This window comes from Lachnoclostridium phytofermentans ISDg (assembly GCF_000018685.1).
Classification (GTDB): Bacteria; Bacillota; Clostridia; order Lachnospirales; family Lachnospiraceae; genus Lachnoclostridium; species Lachnoclostridium phytofermentans.
Genome location: NC_010001.1, coordinates 2,032,291 through 2,050,423 on the forward strand (window position 1 = coordinate 2,032,291; position 18,133 = coordinate 2,050,423).

Sequence of the window (18,133 nt, forward strand, 5' to 3'; positions counted from 1 at the left end):
AATACGAAACTAAAGGAGAAATGACATGAGTTTATTGAAGAGTACACGTCAAGAAGCACGATTAGGATACCATCATACACTTTATGCTAGCTATCTCGGGTACATAACTCAAGCAATCATTAATAATTTTCCAGCATTGTTATTTTTGACATTTCAAAAAGAATTTGATATTTCACTAGAACGAATTGCAACGATGGTATCCATTAATTTTATTATTCAAATCATTGTAGATTTTATTGGTGCAAAAACAATAGATAAAATAGGTTATCGTATCTCAGCAATCGTTTCACATGGATTCTGTGTAATCGGGTTAATTAGCTTAGGTACATTACCCAAGCTATTACCCAACCCTTACCTAGGTTTATTGATTGCAGTGGCGCTCAATGCGATTGGAGGTGGAATTATTGAGGTGATCATTAGTCCAATCGTGGAATCCTTGCCAGGAAAAGAAAAAGATAAAGCAATGAGTCTTCTCCATTCCTTTTATTGCTTTGGCCATGTAGGAGTTGTAATTTTGTCTACCTTGTTCTTTCTTTTAATTGGTATTGAACACTGGCCTTTCTTAGCTTATTTTTGGATGTTGATACCTCTTGGTAATCTTATATTATTTTTAAAGGTACCTCTTTGTACGTTATCGGAGCATCAGGAAGAGGCTACGACTTATAGTGAGGCTGTTACGCAAGGAGAGGATAAGAATGGAAAGAAGTCGCTAAAGAGTATTTTGACTTCCTCTCTGTTTGCTTGGTTATTTTTATTAATGATATGTTCAGGGGCTGCAGAACAGGCGATGTCTCAATGGGCATCTTATTTTGCGGAGGCGGGACTTAAGGTAAGTAAAACTTTTGGAGACTTATTAGGGCCATGCGCATTTGCCATGTTAATGGGAATCTCAAGAGCATTGTATGGGAAGAAAGGAGAAAGAATTAAGTTAGAACGAGCTATGGCGCTTTCAAGTGCTCTATGTATCTTAAGTTATCTAACTGTTATATTCTCACCATTGCCTATTCTATCCTTAATTGCTTGTGCAATCTGTGGCTTCTCGGTAGGAATTATGTGGCCAGGTACGTTTAGCCTCGCTGCAAAGAATTATCGCCAAGGTGGAACTGCGATGTTTGCTATTCTAGCTTTAGCCGGAGATGTGGGCTGTGCCTTAGGTCCAGCGATTGTAGGCTTTATAGCAAATAGAACAACCTATGGTTTAAGAGCAGGCATGCTTCCTGTTTTAATATTCCCAGTTATTATGATAGTTGGAGTATACATAATTCAAACAAAGAAGAAAGCGAAATATTCATAAGAAAAACTGAACGGTAAAGACTATGTTATTATAGGCACAATGAACAACTTTAACGGTGTTCTACGAGGCGTAGGAAATATGAAATTCTTTATGATTGCGACTTTTTTCGCAATACTTCCGAACGCTGGAAAACAGTTCGTACGGTGTAGATTTTTAAGAAGATAAGGAATTAATATCGCTTCTGCTTAAAATAAAGGTTAAGAGAATAGGTTTTATTCATATTCTTCTTTGTGTTGTAATATGATTAACAAAAACGGAAAATTATATGGAAATTCATGTAGTAAAGCCAGGTGATAGCGTATTATCTATCGCAAATCAATATGGAGTATCCGTACAGCGTCTCATTTTTGATAACGAGATTTATACACCCGAGAATTTGGTGGTTGGTCAAGCACTATTAATTCTGCATCCAACCAAGATATATCAGGTTAAACCTGGAGACACGCTCTATTCCATAGCTCAGGATTTTCAAGTTAGTGTCATTAGCTTGATTCGTAACAATCCGTATATCATACAGGAACGACAATTAAGTGAAGGTCAGGTTCTAGTCATTACTTATGAAGGGGTTAGAGATAAGATTATATCCACCAATGGTTATGTTTATCCTTATGTAAATCGTCAAGTATTAGAACAAACACTTCCGTATCTTACAAATCTAAGTATCTTTTCATATGGATTTACAACAGAAGGTGAATTAATACCAATAGATGACGATGAGGTACTGGAAATTACAACAAAGCATGGGGTAGGACCTGTATTAACGCTCACACCTTTAGATGAAAATGGAATGTTTAACAATGCGTTAGTAAGCGCTGTTGCACAAAATGTGGAGGTTCGGGACCATTTAATTGATGAACTGTTAGCTGTGGTAAAAGAAAAACAGTATGTTGGTGTTAATGTCGATTTTGAGTACATCAAAGCAGAAGACCGGATTGGCTTTGCAGAATTTGTTGCAGAATTAACAAGAAGAATGAATGAAGAGGACTTCTTTGTTTCAGTAGCATTGGCTCCTAAGACAAGTGAAAATCAGCCTGGTTTATTATATGAAGGTATGGATTATCGCTTGCTTGGTGAGGCAGCGAATAGTGTTCTTTTAATGACGTACGAATGGGGCTATACTTACAGTGAACCAATGGCTGTGGCACCAATCAATAAGGTAAGAGAGGTACTTGATTTTGCAGTAACTCAAATACCAGTTGATAGGATTGATATGGGTATTCCAAACTATGGTTATGACTGGGCTCTTCCTTATGTCAAAGGAGAGACAAGAGCACGAGCTATTGGTAATATTGAAGCAGTTCAAATCGCTGCTGCAAATAATGCGGTTATCCAATTTGATGAAGTAGCGCAAACCCCATTTTTCACCTATACTCGTGAGGGAGTAGATCATGAGGTTTGGTTTGAAGATGTAAGAAGTATCAAGGCAAAATTGGATCTCGTGAAAGAATATGATTTCCGAGGTGTTGGTTACTGGCAATTAATGAGATTATTCCGCCCAAATTGGTTATTGTTAAATTCAATGTTTGAAATATTATAAATTGAGTTAGGTTAGAGTTGTAGGCATCATGAGGTTTGTCATGATGCTTACTTTTCTGCTATGATTCAAATTAATAAATTCGATATCTGTATTTCAAACTACAGATAAGAATAGGTTCTTTTTATGTAAATCGAGAGACAAAAGTGAATGTTATTGGGAATATCAAAGCAGTTCAAATTACCACTGTAAATTATTTTATTATCCGATTTGATGTATTGGTACTTTAGTACTATATAAAAAAATATATAAACCGGAAAATGGCTTGATTAGTATATTGACAGAGAAACCTTGAACAATTAAATTAATAATGACCCAAATTCATACTTGACGTTCGAGTTGTAACGTTGTAGATTTAATAATAGGAATTAAGTACTAAATACATAAGAGGTGGGAAATGTTTGATTTTGCATTTGATTGGATTAAAGAGTTAGAAACAGGAGATGAATTAATAGATCAACAACATAAAGAGTTCTTTCGTATCGGAAGAGATATTGAGCAATTGCTTGTTAGAAAGTGCATTGGTGTTCAAGAACAGGAATTACTAGATATTGTATGTGAACTCAGAGAGTATGTTTCCTACCATTTCTATACAGAAGAAACTATAATGCGTCAAAAAGGATATTCAAATTACGAGTTACACGTTAAAGAACATCTAGGATTTCGTAAATATGTTATGGAGATTGACTGTCCAGCATTAGCTAAGAATCCGTATAAGGAGCTAAAGGCTATAAAAACAATGATTCAATCTTGGGTATTCAATCATATGATGAGTGAAGATGTGAGAATGATTAATGAAATCCAACCTGAAAATATCAAGAAGAAATAAGGGGTTTAAGCAAAATTAAGGATAGAGAATTTTGCTTAAACCCCTTATTTCTTTGATTTAAATAATAGTAAAATGAAATATTGTGTTAGTTATCAATAGTATTTTATGGACATGTTTGGTTATGTTTGTTATAATCGGATAGAATTTAAAAGATAGGCGTAGAAGTTTATTAGCTTAACAACATAAAGAATAAAAACCCCCAAAGGTATATTGGACTTAAATGGTTGAAATAAATGAAAATGATAGATAACATAATAAGAAACAATAGTTACAAATAAGAAAAGATAGTTAGAAAAGATAGTTAGAAAAGATAAAAGAAGATAAAGATAATTGGTTATGTCAAGAAGAAGGGAAAAGTAAATGATGAAAAATTCTCCAAGAGTTAATGGCGATAAAAAGACTAATAGCACAACTGTGAAAGGAAATACAACTTGGAAAGGAAATACTTCTACGAAAGGAAGTATGAATGGAAAAGTAAAGATGAATGAAAAAGGAAATACTTCTGCGAAAGGAAGTATGACTGGCAAAGCAAATATGAATGAAAAAGGAAATACTTCTACGAAAGGAAGTATAACTGGAAAAGGAATTATGAATGAAAAAGAAAATACTTCTAAGAAAGTAAGTATGACTGGCAAAGTAAGTATGACTGGAAATGAAAATACTTCTACGAGAAGAAATATGGCTGGGAAAGATAAAGCGAAAGGCCAGAATGCTTATAAGGAATCTAATGGAAAGCCAGAAAAGTCTTATTATAGAACGGAACAAAAAGAGAACACAAACCCTAGGTCTCAGAGTAAGGGGACTATAGTAAAGAATAAGGAAGAAAAAAACTCGGTAGAAAAAGGTAGTAAACTAAGAACTAGCAAAAAGAAGAAATATGGGGAATATGAATGTCCTCATTCTAAAAAATGTGGAGGTTGCCATTATCTTGACCTTCCATATGAAGAGCAACTAAAAATTAAACAAAAACAGGTGTCGAAACTATTATCTGATTTTTGCAAAGTTCATCCTATCCTAGGAATGGAACATCCTTATCATTATAGAAATAAAGTCCAGGCTGTATTTGGACGTGATGCAAAAGGAAATATAATATCTGGTGTTTATAAAGAAGGAACCCATCAAATAATTCCGACTACCTCTTGTTTAATAGAAGATAAAAAAGCAGATGAAATAATTGGAACAATTCGTGGTATGTTAAAATCCTTCAAGATAAAAACATACGATGAAGATTCTGGATATGGCTTACTTCGCTATGTGTTAGTAAAAAGAGGATTCACTAGTGGCGAAATCATGGTTGTTTTAGTTATTGCTTCTCCAATACTACCATCCAAGAAAAATTTTGTAGCTGCTCTTAGAAAAGCTCACCCAGAAATTACAACAATAGTGTTAAATATCAACAATCGTACAGATAGCTTAATTCTCGGAGACCGTGAAACTGTTCTTTATGGAAAAGGATATATTGAAGATACTCTATGTGGAAATGTATTCCGTATATCATCAAAATCCTTTTATCAAGTGAATCCTGTACAAACAGAGCGCCTATACCAGCTAGCGATCAAAGCAGCTGGATTAACAGGAAAAGAAAGAGTAATAGATGCGTATTGCGGTATCGGTACGATTGGCTTAGTAGCAAGTAAAAATGCGAAAGAAGTACTTGGTGTTGAGGTAAATAAAGAAGCAATTAAAGATGCAATTGCTAATGCAAAGCGAAATGGTATTACAAATGAACATTTCTACAATTCAGATGCAACAGAATTTATGCTTGCTATGGCTGAAAAAGGAGAAAAAGCAGATGTAGTAATCATGGATCCGCCGAGAGCAGGAAGTACAGAACAATTTATAGATGCAGTTGAGAGCGTACAACCAAGCAGAGTTGTTTATATTAGCTGTAATCCTGTTACGCTGCAGAGGGATTTAAAGTATTTTACAAAAAAAGGATATCAGGTGAAGGAAGCTTGGCCAGTGGACATGTTTCCTTGGACGGGGCATGTGGAGACGGTCTGTCTGCTATATAAAATGAAGTAAGAAGTGAATAGGTAATAGATGCTTCTGTCGTAATGTGACAGAATAAACTAATAATGAGGTGAATTAGTATGCCAGACATTAAATATGATATAATTGAAGAAATCGGAGTATTATCTGAAAATGCTAAAGGTTGGAGAAAAGAAATTAATCTCATCAGTTGGAATGGTGGTGAGCCTAAATATGATATTCGTGACTGGGCTCCAGAACATGAAAAGATGGGCAAGGGAACAACTCTGACCAAAGATGAGACAATGAAATTAATAGAAATCTTAAATACGATAGGGTAATAATCGAGCCAGCACATATTTCCGGTGTTGGCTTTGACTTATGGGGAGAGCACAAAGTGAAGTGACTTATGAATGTACAGTCAGTTGGAGATATGAGGTTATAAGAGATGCACAAAGAAATGAGTGGATATTGCTCGTACTATAAAATAGAAGAGATAAGGAGTGTTATTATGAATAATGTAACCGTAGAGTTTTTTCATGATGTAATATGCAGCTTTTGCTTCCCAATGTCATATAGGATGCGTCAGCTCCAAAAAATGATGCCAGAGGCTCAAATCGTGCATCGATCTTACGCGTTGATCAAATCGGAACGCGACTTTGACGAGATGTTTGGTTCAAGAGCAACGGCTAAGAGCGAAATTCTGAGCCATTGGGAACAGGCAAATCAAAATGATGACTTGCACCGGTTTAACATCTCTGGAATGCATAAAGCAGAATTTCCTTTCCCGGCTTCCATGAAAGCACTTACTGCATGTAAAGCGGCATACTTCACTGCAGGCGACGCTGGATATTGGGATGTTTTTGACGCTCTGCAAAATGCCTTATTCGTACAAAACAGCAACATTGAGGATCCGGATATCATTAGCGAGTGCATCAGGCATAGTGGTATAGACTTTGCGAAATGGGAGCAGCATTACAATAGTGGTGATACAAAAGAAGCGGTGGAGAAAGACTTGATTCTTGCAAAACAATATGGCATCGAAGGGGTTCCATGCCTCATCATAGATGGAAAAGATCGAATCAGTGGTGCACAGCCACTTGCACAAATTATCCAAGCTATCCGAGGTGCTGCTGAAATTCAAGAGAAAACCTCCCCTGAAGGTGCAGCCTGCCGATTGGATGGCGGTAAAATAAATTGCGATTGATTTACTTGCCTTGGTTATGTTACAACGCCAAAAAACTGATAAATAGCAAGTTAGTAAAACTATAGTTGAAACATGTTTTGACGTAAGAGGATACTCTTACGTCACTTCTTTTTGTAGAATATTAATGTACAATCGCATCTTACATAGTAATGTAAAGCAAAACTTACACTAAGTTGATACTTCCAAGTATAAAGATTTACTTTAAAAGTTTTTCAAATTCTGGTATCATAAACGTATTATGTACTTCGTAGCAAACGGTTGGTGAAGAACGCCCTTTATGGGCTGATATGGGGTTGCAACAATGAGCGAAAAAATAGAACTGCAAAAGGTTAGTGAGGAAACCATGCGCTTTCTGCGAGGAAAGTATGTTTTAGATGAGATGGGCAATGGCAAAGATGAATTGAAATTCCGCAAAGGTGGGAAAACGCTACTAACTATCTATATTCGAGAAGACAGTTATGATTTTCTCGTTATTTTCGGAAAAGCAGAACGTGAATTATTTGAGGCGCGGCGCAATGAATTTCCGCAGACAATACAGGAAATTTACAATAACAGCAAGACACATCATGACGGCAAATGGATGTTTATTTCCGTTGTCGATTTACATACGCTCGAAGCTGTCAAGCAGCTTGTTTTGATTAAGAAAAAGCCTAACCGAAAGCCGTTTCCAAAAGAGCAGGCGGTTTATGCTAGTTGCGGACACCGTTGCGATTTATGTGTGCATTATAACGGTGGAACAATCAGCGAGGAGTTCCGGGAGGAGCTGAAAGAGCGGCTGATACGTGTATACGCGGGGGGTGTAGGCGATGGGGGGTATTGGGGCGATGATATGAAGTTTTGTGATGGCTGCCATACAGGGGGATTAGATAAAGGATTTAACTGCGATTCATTGAAATGCGCGGCGGAAAATGACGTTGATAAATGCCAGAATTGTCATAAAAATCCTTGCGATAAGGCACATCATTTATATCAAGGGCTTAAACCTGAAATCCATACAAATACCATTGCTGCCGACGATGTTACATGGGTAATTCTGCCTTATGTGTATGAACAATACGGAAATTAAGCGGGATTACAACTAAATAGGGTTGAAATAAAGGGTTTCAAAGATTGAAGCATTTCAGATGAGTGGAAGGTTTCGTTCTTAGAAGCCCATTTTACGTTTGTGAGAACATATCCACAATTTTAAAGTGGATAGGGTTGAGTGGATAGATTTGATATTGGGCATTTTTGCATAAGGTTGAGGAGGCAGGATGGCATCTTTCTTGTTATCATACTATTATATTGACATGTGATTTTACAATGATATGATGTCTATATATGATACAAGAAAGGTATGGTGTTATTATGCAAAAACGGCCATTTGGTAACACAGGTTTACACACTTCAATTCTTGGATTTGGTGGATTTCATTTGCTTGAAATTCCAGTAAGCGAGGCGAACTATCTATTAAATCGATATCTGGACGAGGGTGGTAATTATATTGAGACTGCTGCCAGCTATGGGGATGGTGAGTCAGAAAGAAAGATAGGACAATGTGTATCAGTAAGAAGAAAGGAATTCATTCTGGCAACAAAGTCGGGAGAACGTTCCAAGGACGGATTGTTAGCCTCCTTAGATCGTAGCTTACATAATCTTAATACGAATTATGTGGATCTTCTCATTATGCATGCTGTAGGAACTATGGAGGAGCTGGATCAGATACTTGCTCCTGGTGGGGCATTGGAAGGTGCATTGCAAGCGAAAAAGGAAGGTCGCATTCATCACATAGGAATCTCAATGCATGGACAACCCGATGTCTTAATCTGTGCATTAAAGGAATATCCTTTTGAGGCTGTGATGACGACCATTAATTATTATGATCATTTCAACTTCCCCGAGATACAAGAGGTATTGCTACCATTAGCACATAGGAATAATACTGCCATTATATTAATGAAACCGGTAGCAGACGGTCTTTTGTGGCGCTCTGCTCCGCAGGCGTTCCGTTATGCCTTCAGTCAGCCGGTATCCATTGTCGTTGCAGGTATCAATAATAGAGAATTACTAGAGGCGGATTTGCGTTATGCGAATGAATTCAAAACAATGTCAGAGGAAGAGATGGAGGACATTTATACTAACTCTCCTGAGCTTGGTACCTATGTGTGCAGACAATGTGGGAAATGCATGGTTTGTCCCGAGAACATTCCGTTTACTGATATCTTCCTGTATGAGGGCTATTTCGACCGACAAATGGCTGACGGTATCGTAACCAATGCTTCCGATTACGCCTTAAAGGAGCGGCTGCGCTTTTGGTTTGGAAATCGAGATATGGCTATGAATCTTTATTCTAAACTGGAGGTTAAAGCTGACAGCTGCACCGATTGCGGCAAATGTACGTTAGAATGCCCTTATAGTATCGATGTAAGACGTAAGCTAGCAATCGCAGATTATAAGTTGGCGAAGAAGGATATTTTTTAACATTCAATGCTCCTTCATGGCTGTAATTCGGTCGGATTGATTGGATAAATAAATCACCGATTTGCTGTAATTTGGTATTTAATAATATTCCTAAACATATTATTTCTCAAGTGAATAATCAAAAATATAGTTACTTGATTATAGGAGGTTATCGTGGGATATTATGTTAATACTGGAGCAAATGTAAAAATCTATGTAGAGGATCTTAATCAAGAAGGAGAAAAGACAATCCTGTTTATTCATGGTTGGCCTGGAGATCATAATCTGTTTGAATATCAGTTCGATCAGCTTCCAAAGATGGGATTCAGATGCATAGGAGTAGATACGAGGGGATTTGGCAACTCGGATAAGCCATGGACGGGGTATGATTATAACACATTATCAGATGATATCAGGGCTGTAATTGATGCTTTAGAATTACATAATATTACACTGGCAGGGCATTCAACTGGAGGGGGAATCGCCGTTCGATATATGGCTCGGCATAAAGGTCATGGAGTATCAAAGCTTGTTCTTATTGATGCAGCAGCACCCAGCGTAATCAAGCGTCCTAATTTCCCTTATGGATTAGATAAAGAAGCCGTTGACCAAATAATTCAAGGAACGTATACAGATCGACCAAAAATGCTTCAGGATTTTGGAAATATTTTTTTCTTTCAGCATATAACTCAAGCATTCTCAGATTGGTTCTTCCAATTAGGGTTAAAGGCTGCTGGATGGGCCACCGCGGCTATTGCTAATACTTGGATTAATGAAGTGTTGTTTTCAGATTTAGAGACAATAAATGTTCCAACTTTAATTATTCACGGTATTCATGATAAGGTAGTCCCATTTCAACTTGGTCAAATACAAAACGAAAGCATTAAAAATTCAAAGCTCATACCGTTCTATTACAGTGGTCATGCAACATTCTACGACCAGAAGGATGAATTTAATGAAGAGTTAGTAAAGTTTGTTGAGGAATAAATTATGGAGGTATTTCATGAATCAACTTTTTACACCAGTAGAGATAAAAAACATCACGGTAAAAAACAGAATTGCTGTTCCACCAATGGTGGTTTACACGTGGTCCGATGACACAGGTCATGTGACGCAGAAACATATCGATCATTATGAAGCCATTGCTAAAGGTGGTGCCGGGCTTATTATCCAGGAAGGAACTTGCGTCAATAAAAATGGACGATTAGCTGATACACAGCTTGGTATTTGGGAAGATGTACAAGTCGAGGGACTCAAAAAGATAACAGATGCGGTGCACCGCCATAAAACACCGATTCTGGTTGAAATACATCATGCAGGTGTTGCAGGCATTGCAGAGAACGTAGTTTGTCCAAGTGATTATGAATGTATGATAAAAGGACAGCTCAAAAAAGGCCGTGAATTAACTATTGAAGAGTTGCATGCAATACAACAGGATTTTATTATGGCAGTAAGGCGTGCGTATCTGGCTGGATACGACGGGGTTGAGATCCATGCATGTCATAGTTATCTCATTTCGCAGTTTTTGAACCGGAGAGTCAATCGTCGTGATGATAGGTACGGACAGAAGCCGGAGCTTTTCGCGCTAGAAATCATCCGTGAAATTCGTAAGCAAACCCCATCGGATTTTATCATTGGAATGCGGCTTGGTGGGTTTGAGCCTACATTGGAGGATGCAATCGCATACGCCCGTATATTTGAAGAAAGTGGAGTTGATTTTCTTGATATTTCTTACGGATTTGTGCAAGAAAGCACACCGGTTGTACCCAAAGACTATCCTTTTAAGGATATCATTTATGCCGCACAAAAAATTAAAGAAGCGGTTTCTATTCCAGTATTCGCGGTTAACGGCATCAATAGTCCGGAACTGGCAGATAAAATTTTAGAACAGACCAAGGTTGATATGGTTGATATAGGGCGTGGTACATTGGTGAATTACAACTGGGCTAATGATGCAAAAGAAGGACGGGATGTTGGAACTTGCCTTTATTGTAAAACCTGTATGTGGCGTGTTGATCCAACGAAATGTCCTGGTAGACTGAAACATCAGTACAATCTACATAGATGAGTTCAAGCTATTTTGGTGTACAATATTTTTAATGAAGCAAAAGAATATAGAAAAAGCTATGGAACATATATAGGACAAAACAAAGGGAATGTCGGTGTTATACTTACACCGACATTCCCTTTGTTTCGATGAAGACAAGGCTATTAAGCAACTGAATATAGTGCCCGCAGCGAGGTAGAACCTGAAGGGAGGCAGCAACTACTTCCCATTATTTTGTTGATTCAGATTACTTTGTTTTAGAGGTTCTATTCCCCATATATTCATTTTATCCAAAATCGGTTTTAAAGATTCTCCAAGCACCGTAAGAGAATATTCGACCTTTGGTGGTACTTCTGGATAAACTTTTCTATAAATTATCCCATCGGTTTCTAACTGCCGAAGCTGTTGAGTCAGCATCTTTTGGCTTATTCCGTTGATTCCTTTAGTGAGTTCACTAAACCTTTGTGTACCGTTATTGAATAGATTTCTTAGAATAAGCACCTTCCATTTGTGCCCAATCAAGTTGACGGTATGCTCAATAGGGCATGATTTATCGCACGGCATTATTATCACTCCTGTCAATTATTGTGTTATACTTACTATTTGGTTAGTATAGCACAAAATAGTGCCTTCTTGCAAAAAGTTTGTATCGATAATATAGTAACTTTACAGCAGTACCTTTTAAATCAGTTGGTTTAGATTTAAATCGTTAATGATAGCTGAATACTATTTCAAATACGAGGAGAATAAATAATGAAAAAAATTAATATTGGAGATATTCTTGATTTTGCAACTGAAAAAAGTGCGCGTAAGCCGATTTTCAAAGAAGGCCAGTTGGATACAGGACTTTTACTTTATGCCCCAGGACAAACAACACCTGATCATAAGCATTCTGATATTGATGAAGTTTTTTATGTAATTTCTGGTGAGGGTTCAATTACACTAAACAATGAAGAAATGCTTGTGAAAGAAAACGATATAATTTTTTCACCTAATGGTGAGACACATGGATTCAATAATACAAGTTCTAACAATTGGGTTGTGTTGCAGATTAAAATTGACATTTCCAAAAAGGATTAAACCATATTAATAAAAATTGAGTACAGGAGGGATTGATATATGTTTAAACGAATAGACCACGTTGCATTTTCTGTAAAAGACAGACAAAAATCGATTGACTTTTATGAAAAATATTTTGGATTTAAAAAATATTTTGAACACGATGTTCCCGGGGTACCGAACCTTGAAAAGGTTGTTTATCTTCAGCTGGGCGATACCGTGTTAGAGTTTGAACATTGGTCAAATGAAAAGGAGAATAGGGGGTATCATTTCTGTCTTATAAGTGGCGATTTTGATTCAGATTATCAAAAGCTTAAAAATGCAGGGATCCCTGTCGTAACTGAGCCACATATTCCTGAGCCCAGATTACTTCATGAAACAGGCTGGAAAAGAGTTGTTTTTCAAGGTCCTGACGGTGAATTAATTGAGTTCCGAGGATAAAAGAATGTAGAGCATTTTGCTAAAAAGTCGATTGTTGCGCCTTTCAAGGAGCCTTAAGGCTCCGGCAGGTATCAGGTCATTATAAGTCCGAGCAAACTACAGAAAGAACCATAAACTACTTGACAGAATGAACAGATTGCGCTAAAACGAAACTACACGAACATTAGGCCTATGGGATATATTGGGATACAGTATTATGAATATGTAAAATGAGGCGAAATATTATGAAGATTTACTTTTTATAAAGGAAGCTTCTGGGGATCATCGAAGAACAAATCGACCGACCTCTTAATGCGGACGAACTTGCGGCTTCACTGTCTATATCTTCAGTACACTTACAGCGAATGTTTAAGTTGGCAAGCGGATTGACACTTGCCAGCTATATTCGTTCACGAAAACTGTCTGTCAGTTTGGATAAACTCTTGAACACGGATTTGATATAGTGGATATCACGATGCGATGATGATACAATTGATATGCAGTGTTACCTATATGCTGCTATTATAATCACAGTGGGGGTACATTTCATGGATACTAACGAAAGGAAAGTAGTAACGCAAAAATCAGTGAACACAGAATTAGATTTTAGCAACCTTTCTGAAACAGGATTTTCGGAAGATACAGAGCAACAAGTGCGAACATATTTTTCTAAAATTGCAAATAATGTTGATGAGTTCGTAAAGCATTTCTGCGCCATTCCGGACGCTTTGCTTTATGACAAAGCGTATATGGAACAATTCGTTCTTGAAAGGATCGGACTAAACAATGAGAGTTTGGGCGAGTTGTCACCAGAGCTTGCACCTTATTTTGGAACTGGTCTATATATCTGCAGAATCCGAAACAATTCGCGGAGTATCTGATTTGGCTACTCAAAAATGTGCGGAACTGCTCGTCCTATCTTGAGATAGGAAGCCGTTGGGGCGGCACATTTATTGTGATCTGTGAAGTGCTGCGACGCATGAATCCGGGGTTTAAGCGCGCCATCGCCGTCGACTTAATAGAGGAAACTCCTTTTATAGAGCGATATTCAAACATAGCAAAGGATGACGGTCTTGAAATCGTATATTTCAAAGGTTCCTCAACGTCCGATGAGTTCAAGCGAATGATTACGGAGTACAAGCCGGACATTTCTTTAGTTGACGGCGATCATAAAATTGCAGGTGCACTCAAAGACCATATGTTGGTTAGGCAATTTTAAAAGATTATTGTACACCACGATGTTTGCTCCGATACTTGCCCTGAATCGACATTATTATGGAACAGCCTAAAACAGTTGGAATCAGGCATGAATCACGTAGAGTTTGTAGAGCAGTATCCGTCATTAAAGGGCAACTATTTTGGTATCGGCGTTCTTTTTAGCTGATTATCTTAGCAGTTATACTTAAAAAACCAACGTAAAAGAGAGAAAAAATAGGGCTGAAAAAGTGCATTTTTTAGCCCTATTTTTTGACTTTTATAGATGACATCGGACTCTAGGAGATATTCGGTTTATTTCAAGGATGCTTCGGAGTTCTTTTACTTCGGTCTGGAGGTAAAAGATTTTACTGTATCAAGGTACAATAAAACCACTGGCTATGCCGGTGTGTCCCTAATTACTTATGTGAATATATAAAATTATGCTATTAAGGAATTGAATATATAAATATACATGGATATATTAGTTATTCAAAAAATATTTTACAAACATTTTACATATAATTAACATAGATAATACTTTAATTATCTTTAATTATTATATAATTATTATTTGTTATGAGAATGAAGATAGCAATTTAAATTATAATAAAAGATAGAGCTTCTTATTAAAGTTTTGATAAGGAGTCGATTAGCGAGGGTGACGAATGGATGATCTAATGTTAAAGTCTGGGCAAAGAGCCAAGATAAAAACAGATGCGGTAAACCTTTTTTATGGCAATTTCCAGGCTCTGAGGAGTGTTACTATGGATATTCAGGAATGTGCTATTACAGCCATAATTGGACCGTCGGGATGCGGTAAATCATCTCTTCTGCGTCTATTTAATCGTATGAATGACCCGATACCTGGAGTTAGGGTAGAGGGGAAAATTATGCTTGATGGTGTTTCTATCTATGATAAGAATATGGATGTTGTTACACTGAAAAAAAGAGTTGGTATGGTTTTTCAAAAACCTAATCCCTTTCCGATGTCTGTGTATGATAATATGGCTTTTGGTCCAAGGCATCATGGAATAAAACAAAGGGCTCGTCTTGATGAGATTGTGGAGAGGAATTTGAACCAGGTGGCTTTATGGGACGAAGTTAAGGACAAGCTTAAAGAATCTGCTTTTGTTCTTTCTCCAGGCCAGCAGCAGCGTCTATGTATTGCCCGTGCATTGGCTGTAGAGCCTGAGGTTTTATTAATGGACGAGTCATGTAGTGCTCTTGATCCAGAATCTACAATGCAAGTTGAGGGGTTAATGGAGGAGCTGGCTAAAAAATATACGATTCTAATTGTAACTCATAGTATGGAACAAGCAGCAAGAGTGTCTGATATGACTGCGTTTATGATGATGGATCATGATAGGGCGGGGACATTGGTTGAATACGCTCCAACAGCAGAAATTTTTGCTAATCCAAAGGATAAACGTACCGAGGATTATATTACAGGTCGGTTCGGTTAAAAAATTTTAAAAGGTGAAATTGAAAAGGATGATAAGTACATCATAAAACTTGTGATTCTTTTATATATTTAGAGAAATGGAGGAAATCAAGCATTAAGTTTTATCATGGTTGATGATTTTGATGTTTGATTTTTGTGAGAGATATGAGGCAAACGATTGTAATAAGCAAATTATTAAGACGAATTATAAGCGTAGTGACATTGACCCTTTCTATGGGGATGTTGTCTGCCTGCAGCCGATCATCTGGTTCAGGAACGATTGGTGCTGGCTCAACTTCTGTACAACCCTATGCTGAGGTTCTAGCTGAAGAGTACATGGCTTTAAATCCTGGTGCTGAGATTGATATCCAGGGTGGAGGATCTTCAGCCGGCATTACGGCAGCCCAGACACACAGTGCTGATATTGGAATGTCCTCCCGTGCATTGAAAGAGGAGGAGAAAAATCTGTGGAATGTAGAAATAGCCAAGGACGGATTGGTATTAATAGTGAACCCTAAGAATCCGATACAAGACCTTACTTCAGAACAGATTCGCGATATTTACGCAGCCACAATTACCGACTGGAGTCAATTGGGAGGCGTGAAGGCAAAGATCAATATTATAGCGCGTGAAGAAGGATCAGGTACAAGAAGTGCTTTTACGGAGCTATTGATGGGTGAAAAAGAGATAACCCCGAAAGCTATAGTCCAGGACTCCAATGGGGCGGTACGACAATTGGTTGCGGATGACCCCAATGCTATAGGCTTTATCTCTTTGGGTCTGGTTAATGATAAAGTGAAAGCTTTACATTTAGATGGCATCGAAGCGACACGAGAAAACATAATAAATGGCAGCTACAGCCTGTCTAGGCCGTTTTTGTTTGTCACTAACGGTGAGCCTACGGGGTTAACTAAAAGTTTTATAGATTTTACCCTTTCTTCGGAGGGGCAAAAATTACTGAGTAATGAGGGACTTATTCCATCGGCAGAGGGGGCGGAGAAATGAAAAGTTTTAAAGAAAAATTATCTGAGCGTGTGTTTCTTCTAATTGCTCTTTCAGCTTTATCAGTGTTGGCGCTCATCACTGTGTTTATATTTATAAAAGGTGTACCTATTATTGCTAAGGTTGGTATAATAAATTTTGTTTTTGGAATGAAATGGGCTCCTAGCCAGGGTTACTATGGCATTTTCCCGATGATAGTGGGATCTGTATCGGTTACTTTAGGAGCAGCAATCATAGGAGTTCCGATTGCCATTTGTTGCAGTATTTTTCTGGCTGAGTTTGCTCCTGCAACACTTAGAAACATATTCAGACCCGCCATCCAGTTACTGGCTGCCATACCTTCCGTGGTTTATGGGTTCTGGGGAGTATTGTTCGTTGTTCCAATGATACGTAAATACCTGGGAGGACCGGGCTTAAGCATATTGGCCGGTTCCATTATTTTGGGTATTATGATCTTGCCAACGATCATCAGCATCACCGAAGTATCTCTGCTTGCACTGCCTCGCCATTATAAAGATGGGGCCCTTGCATTAGGGTTGACACATTGGCAAACGATACGTTCCTTGCTGTTACCTGCGGCAAAGTCGGGAATCGTCGCTGCTATAATCTTAGGTTTAGGCAGGGCAATTGGTGAGACTATGGCGGTTATTATGGTTCTGGGTAATGCTGTCGCACTTCCACAATCAGTTCTTGATCCTGTCAGGACACTGACCACGAATATCGGTATTGAGATGGGATATGCATCTGGCGAACATCAACAGGCGCTTTTTGCCACAGGTATTGTATTGTTTGTTATTATCATGATTTTGAATGCTACTGCCCAATACATTACACGAAAGAGGTGAGGTTACTATGAGAATTAATACGAAAACTTCCCAAAAGATAGCAAAATTTATAATATGGACAGCTGCTCTTTTTGTCATCGTGATTCTTATGTCCATAGTTGTCTATATACTAGTAAAAGGTATACCTATGATTAGCTGGCAGTTTTTAACGGAGATTCCGCGAGATATGGGTCGTAGTGGGGGTATTTCCTCTTCCATCGTTGGAACTTTACTTGTGACTGCAGTAGCTATTATTGTCGCAACACCATTTGGAATTGGGACAGCTATATACCTTACGGAGTACACACGTGAGGGCAGAGTCACCCGCATTATCCGTTTCAGTGCCGAGTCCCTTGCAGGGATACCATCCATTGTATATGGACTTTTTGGTTTTATCTTCTTTGTAATATACTTAAAAATGGGATGGTCAATTTTGTCAGGCGGATTAACCATGGCTATCATGATTCTGCCTACTATCATACGTACATCAGAAGAGGCGATTCGTACTGTGCCACAGCTATACCGCGAGGTAGGCTTCTCTTTGGGAGCCACTAAGTGGCAGGCAATAACCAGGGCGGTACTCCCATCAGCACTCCCTGGTATAGTGAATGGAGTAATTTTGAGTATAGGAAGATGTGTAGCCGAGACAGCTGCTGTTATTTTAACAGCCGGCTCAGCACTTCGTATGCCTACTTCACTCTTCGCACCAACTCGAACGATGGCAGTACATTTTTATATACTAGCGAGAGAGGGAATATCCATGGATAACGCTTATGGAACAGCAGCGCTCTTGATTATTCTTATTCTTATTCTTAATGTTGGTTTCAATATGCTGGTCAATAGATTCATAGCTAAAGGCCGTTAAGAGG

18 protein-coding genes are annotated in these 18,133 nt (G+C 38.0%); 17 read left to right on the forward strand and 1 reads right to left on the reverse strand.

The genetic code is table 11. The features are described 5' to 3' along the window. Positions 1 to 25 precede the first annotated feature (25 nt). From CPHY_RS08565 to CPHY_RS08610, 10 genes are all read left to right on the forward strand, one after another. A complete protein-coding gene (locus tag CPHY_RS08565) occupies positions 26 to 1,294 on the forward strand; it encodes an MFS transporter (RefSeq protein WP_012199677.1) in 1,269 nt (422 codons plus the stop codon). Positions 1,295 to 1,559: 265 nt separating this feature from the next. Further along, on the forward strand, positions 1,560 to 2,831 hold the full coding sequence (locus CPHY_RS08570; RefSeq protein WP_012199678.1) for a glycosyl hydrolase family 18 protein: 1,272 nt from the start codon (positions 1,560 to 1,562) through the stop codon (positions 2,829 to 2,831). A gap of 394 nt (positions 2,832 to 3,225) precedes the next feature. Beyond that, entirely contained in the window at positions 3,226 to 3,657 is a 432-nt protein-coding gene (locus tag CPHY_RS20750; RefSeq protein WP_012199679.1) for a bacteriohemerythrin, read from the forward strand. Positions 3,658 to 4,017: 360 nt separating this feature from the next. After that, positions 4,018 to 5,682, forward strand: coding sequence for a 23S rRNA (uracil(1939)-C(5))-methyltransferase RlmD (gene rlmD, locus CPHY_RS08580; protein ID WP_012199680.1), 1,665 nt, complete (start codon positions 4,018 to 4,020; stop codon positions 5,680 to 5,682). Positions 5,683 to 5,750: 68 nt separating this feature from the next. After that, complete coding sequence (locus CPHY_RS08585; RefSeq protein ID WP_012199681.1) at positions 5,751 to 5,969, forward strand: YdbC family protein; 219 nt, start codon at positions 5,751 to 5,753, stop codon at positions 5,967 to 5,969. Between the two features lie 170 nt (positions 5,970 to 6,139). After that, positions 6,140 to 6,835 (forward strand): DsbA family oxidoreductase, encoded by a 696-nt coding sequence (locus tag CPHY_RS08590; RefSeq protein ID WP_012199682.1) that lies wholly within the window; start codon positions 6,140 to 6,142, stop codon positions 6,833 to 6,835. Between the two features lie 301 nt (positions 6,836 to 7,136). Further along, entirely contained in the window at positions 7,137 to 7,901 is a 765-nt protein-coding gene (locus CPHY_RS08595) for a DUF3788 domain-containing protein (protein WP_012199683.1), read from the forward strand. Between the two features lie 254 nt (positions 7,902 to 8,155). After that, entirely contained in the window at positions 8,156 to 9,295 is a 1,140-nt protein-coding gene (locus CPHY_RS08600; protein ID WP_242657975.1) for an aldo/keto reductase, read from the forward strand. A gap of 153 nt (positions 9,296 to 9,448) precedes the next feature. Next, positions 9,449 to 10,261 carry an alpha/beta fold hydrolase gene (locus tag CPHY_RS08605; RefSeq protein ID WP_012199685.1) on the forward strand — a complete coding sequence of 271 codons (813 nt, stop codon included), beginning with the start codon at positions 9,449 to 9,451 and terminating at the stop codon, positions 10,259 to 10,261. 16 nt (positions 10,262 to 10,277) lie between these two features. Then, positions 10,278 to 11,342, forward strand: coding sequence for an NADH:flavin oxidoreductase (locus CPHY_RS08610; RefSeq protein ID WP_012199686.1), 1,065 nt, complete (start codon positions 10,278 to 10,280; stop codon positions 11,340 to 11,342). Between the two features lie 198 nt (positions 11,343 to 11,540). Here the strand turns inward: CPHY_RS08610 and CPHY_RS08615 are convergent, their stop codons facing one another. Beyond that, positions 11,541 to 11,885: a winged helix-turn-helix transcriptional regulator gene (locus CPHY_RS08615; RefSeq protein WP_012199687.1), complete on the reverse strand. Its 345-nt coding sequence runs from the start codon at positions 11,883 to 11,885 to the stop codon at positions 11,541 to 11,543. A gap of 189 nt (positions 11,886 to 12,074) precedes the next feature. Here CPHY_RS08615 and CPHY_RS08620 point away from each other — a divergent pair, with 189 nt between their 5' ends. The 7 genes from CPHY_RS08620 (at position 12,075) to pstA (ending at position 18,129) form a co-directional block, all read left to right on the forward strand. Then, the gene (locus tag CPHY_RS08620) at positions 12,075 to 12,401 is read left to right on the forward strand and encodes a cupin domain-containing protein (RefSeq protein WP_012199688.1); all 327 of its coding nucleotides are present in this window, start codon (positions 12,075 to 12,077) and stop codon (positions 12,399 to 12,401) included. Positions 12,402 to 12,440: 39 nt separating this feature from the next. Next, on the forward strand, positions 12,441 to 12,821 hold the full coding sequence (locus tag CPHY_RS08625; RefSeq protein WP_012199689.1) for a VOC family protein: 381 nt from the start codon (positions 12,441 to 12,443) through the stop codon (positions 12,819 to 12,821). A gap of 527 nt (positions 12,822 to 13,348) precedes the next feature. Further along, the gene (locus CPHY_RS08630; RefSeq protein ID WP_012199690.1) at positions 13,349 to 13,681 is read left to right on the forward strand and encodes a hypothetical protein; all 333 of its coding nucleotides are present in this window, start codon (positions 13,349 to 13,351) and stop codon (positions 13,679 to 13,681) included. A 981-nt stretch (positions 13,682 to 14,662) separates the two neighbouring features. Then, complete coding sequence (gene pstB / locus CPHY_RS08640; protein ID WP_012199692.1) at positions 14,663 to 15,460, forward strand: phosphate ABC transporter ATP-binding protein PstB; 798 nt, start codon at positions 14,663 to 14,665, stop codon at positions 15,458 to 15,460. Between the two features lie 143 nt (positions 15,461 to 15,603). Beyond that, positions 15,604 to 16,443, forward strand: a complete 840-nt coding sequence (locus tag CPHY_RS08645) for a phosphate ABC transporter substrate-binding protein (protein ID WP_012199693.1) — start codon at positions 15,604 to 15,606, stop codon at positions 16,441 to 16,443. Beyond that, complete coding sequence (pstC, locus tag CPHY_RS08650; RefSeq protein WP_012199694.1) at positions 16,440 to 17,285, forward strand: phosphate ABC transporter permease subunit PstC; 846 nt, start codon at positions 16,440 to 16,442, stop codon at positions 17,283 to 17,285. The genes CPHY_RS08645 and pstC overlap by 4 nt, the downstream gene beginning before the upstream one ends. Before the next feature lie 7 nt (positions 17,286 to 17,292). Beyond that, positions 17,293 to 18,129 carry a phosphate ABC transporter permease PstA gene (gene pstA / locus CPHY_RS08655; protein WP_012199695.1) on the forward strand — a complete coding sequence of 279 codons (837 nt, stop codon included), beginning with the start codon at positions 17,293 to 17,295 and terminating at the stop codon, positions 18,127 to 18,129. Positions 18,130 to 18,133 lie beyond the last annotated feature (4 nt).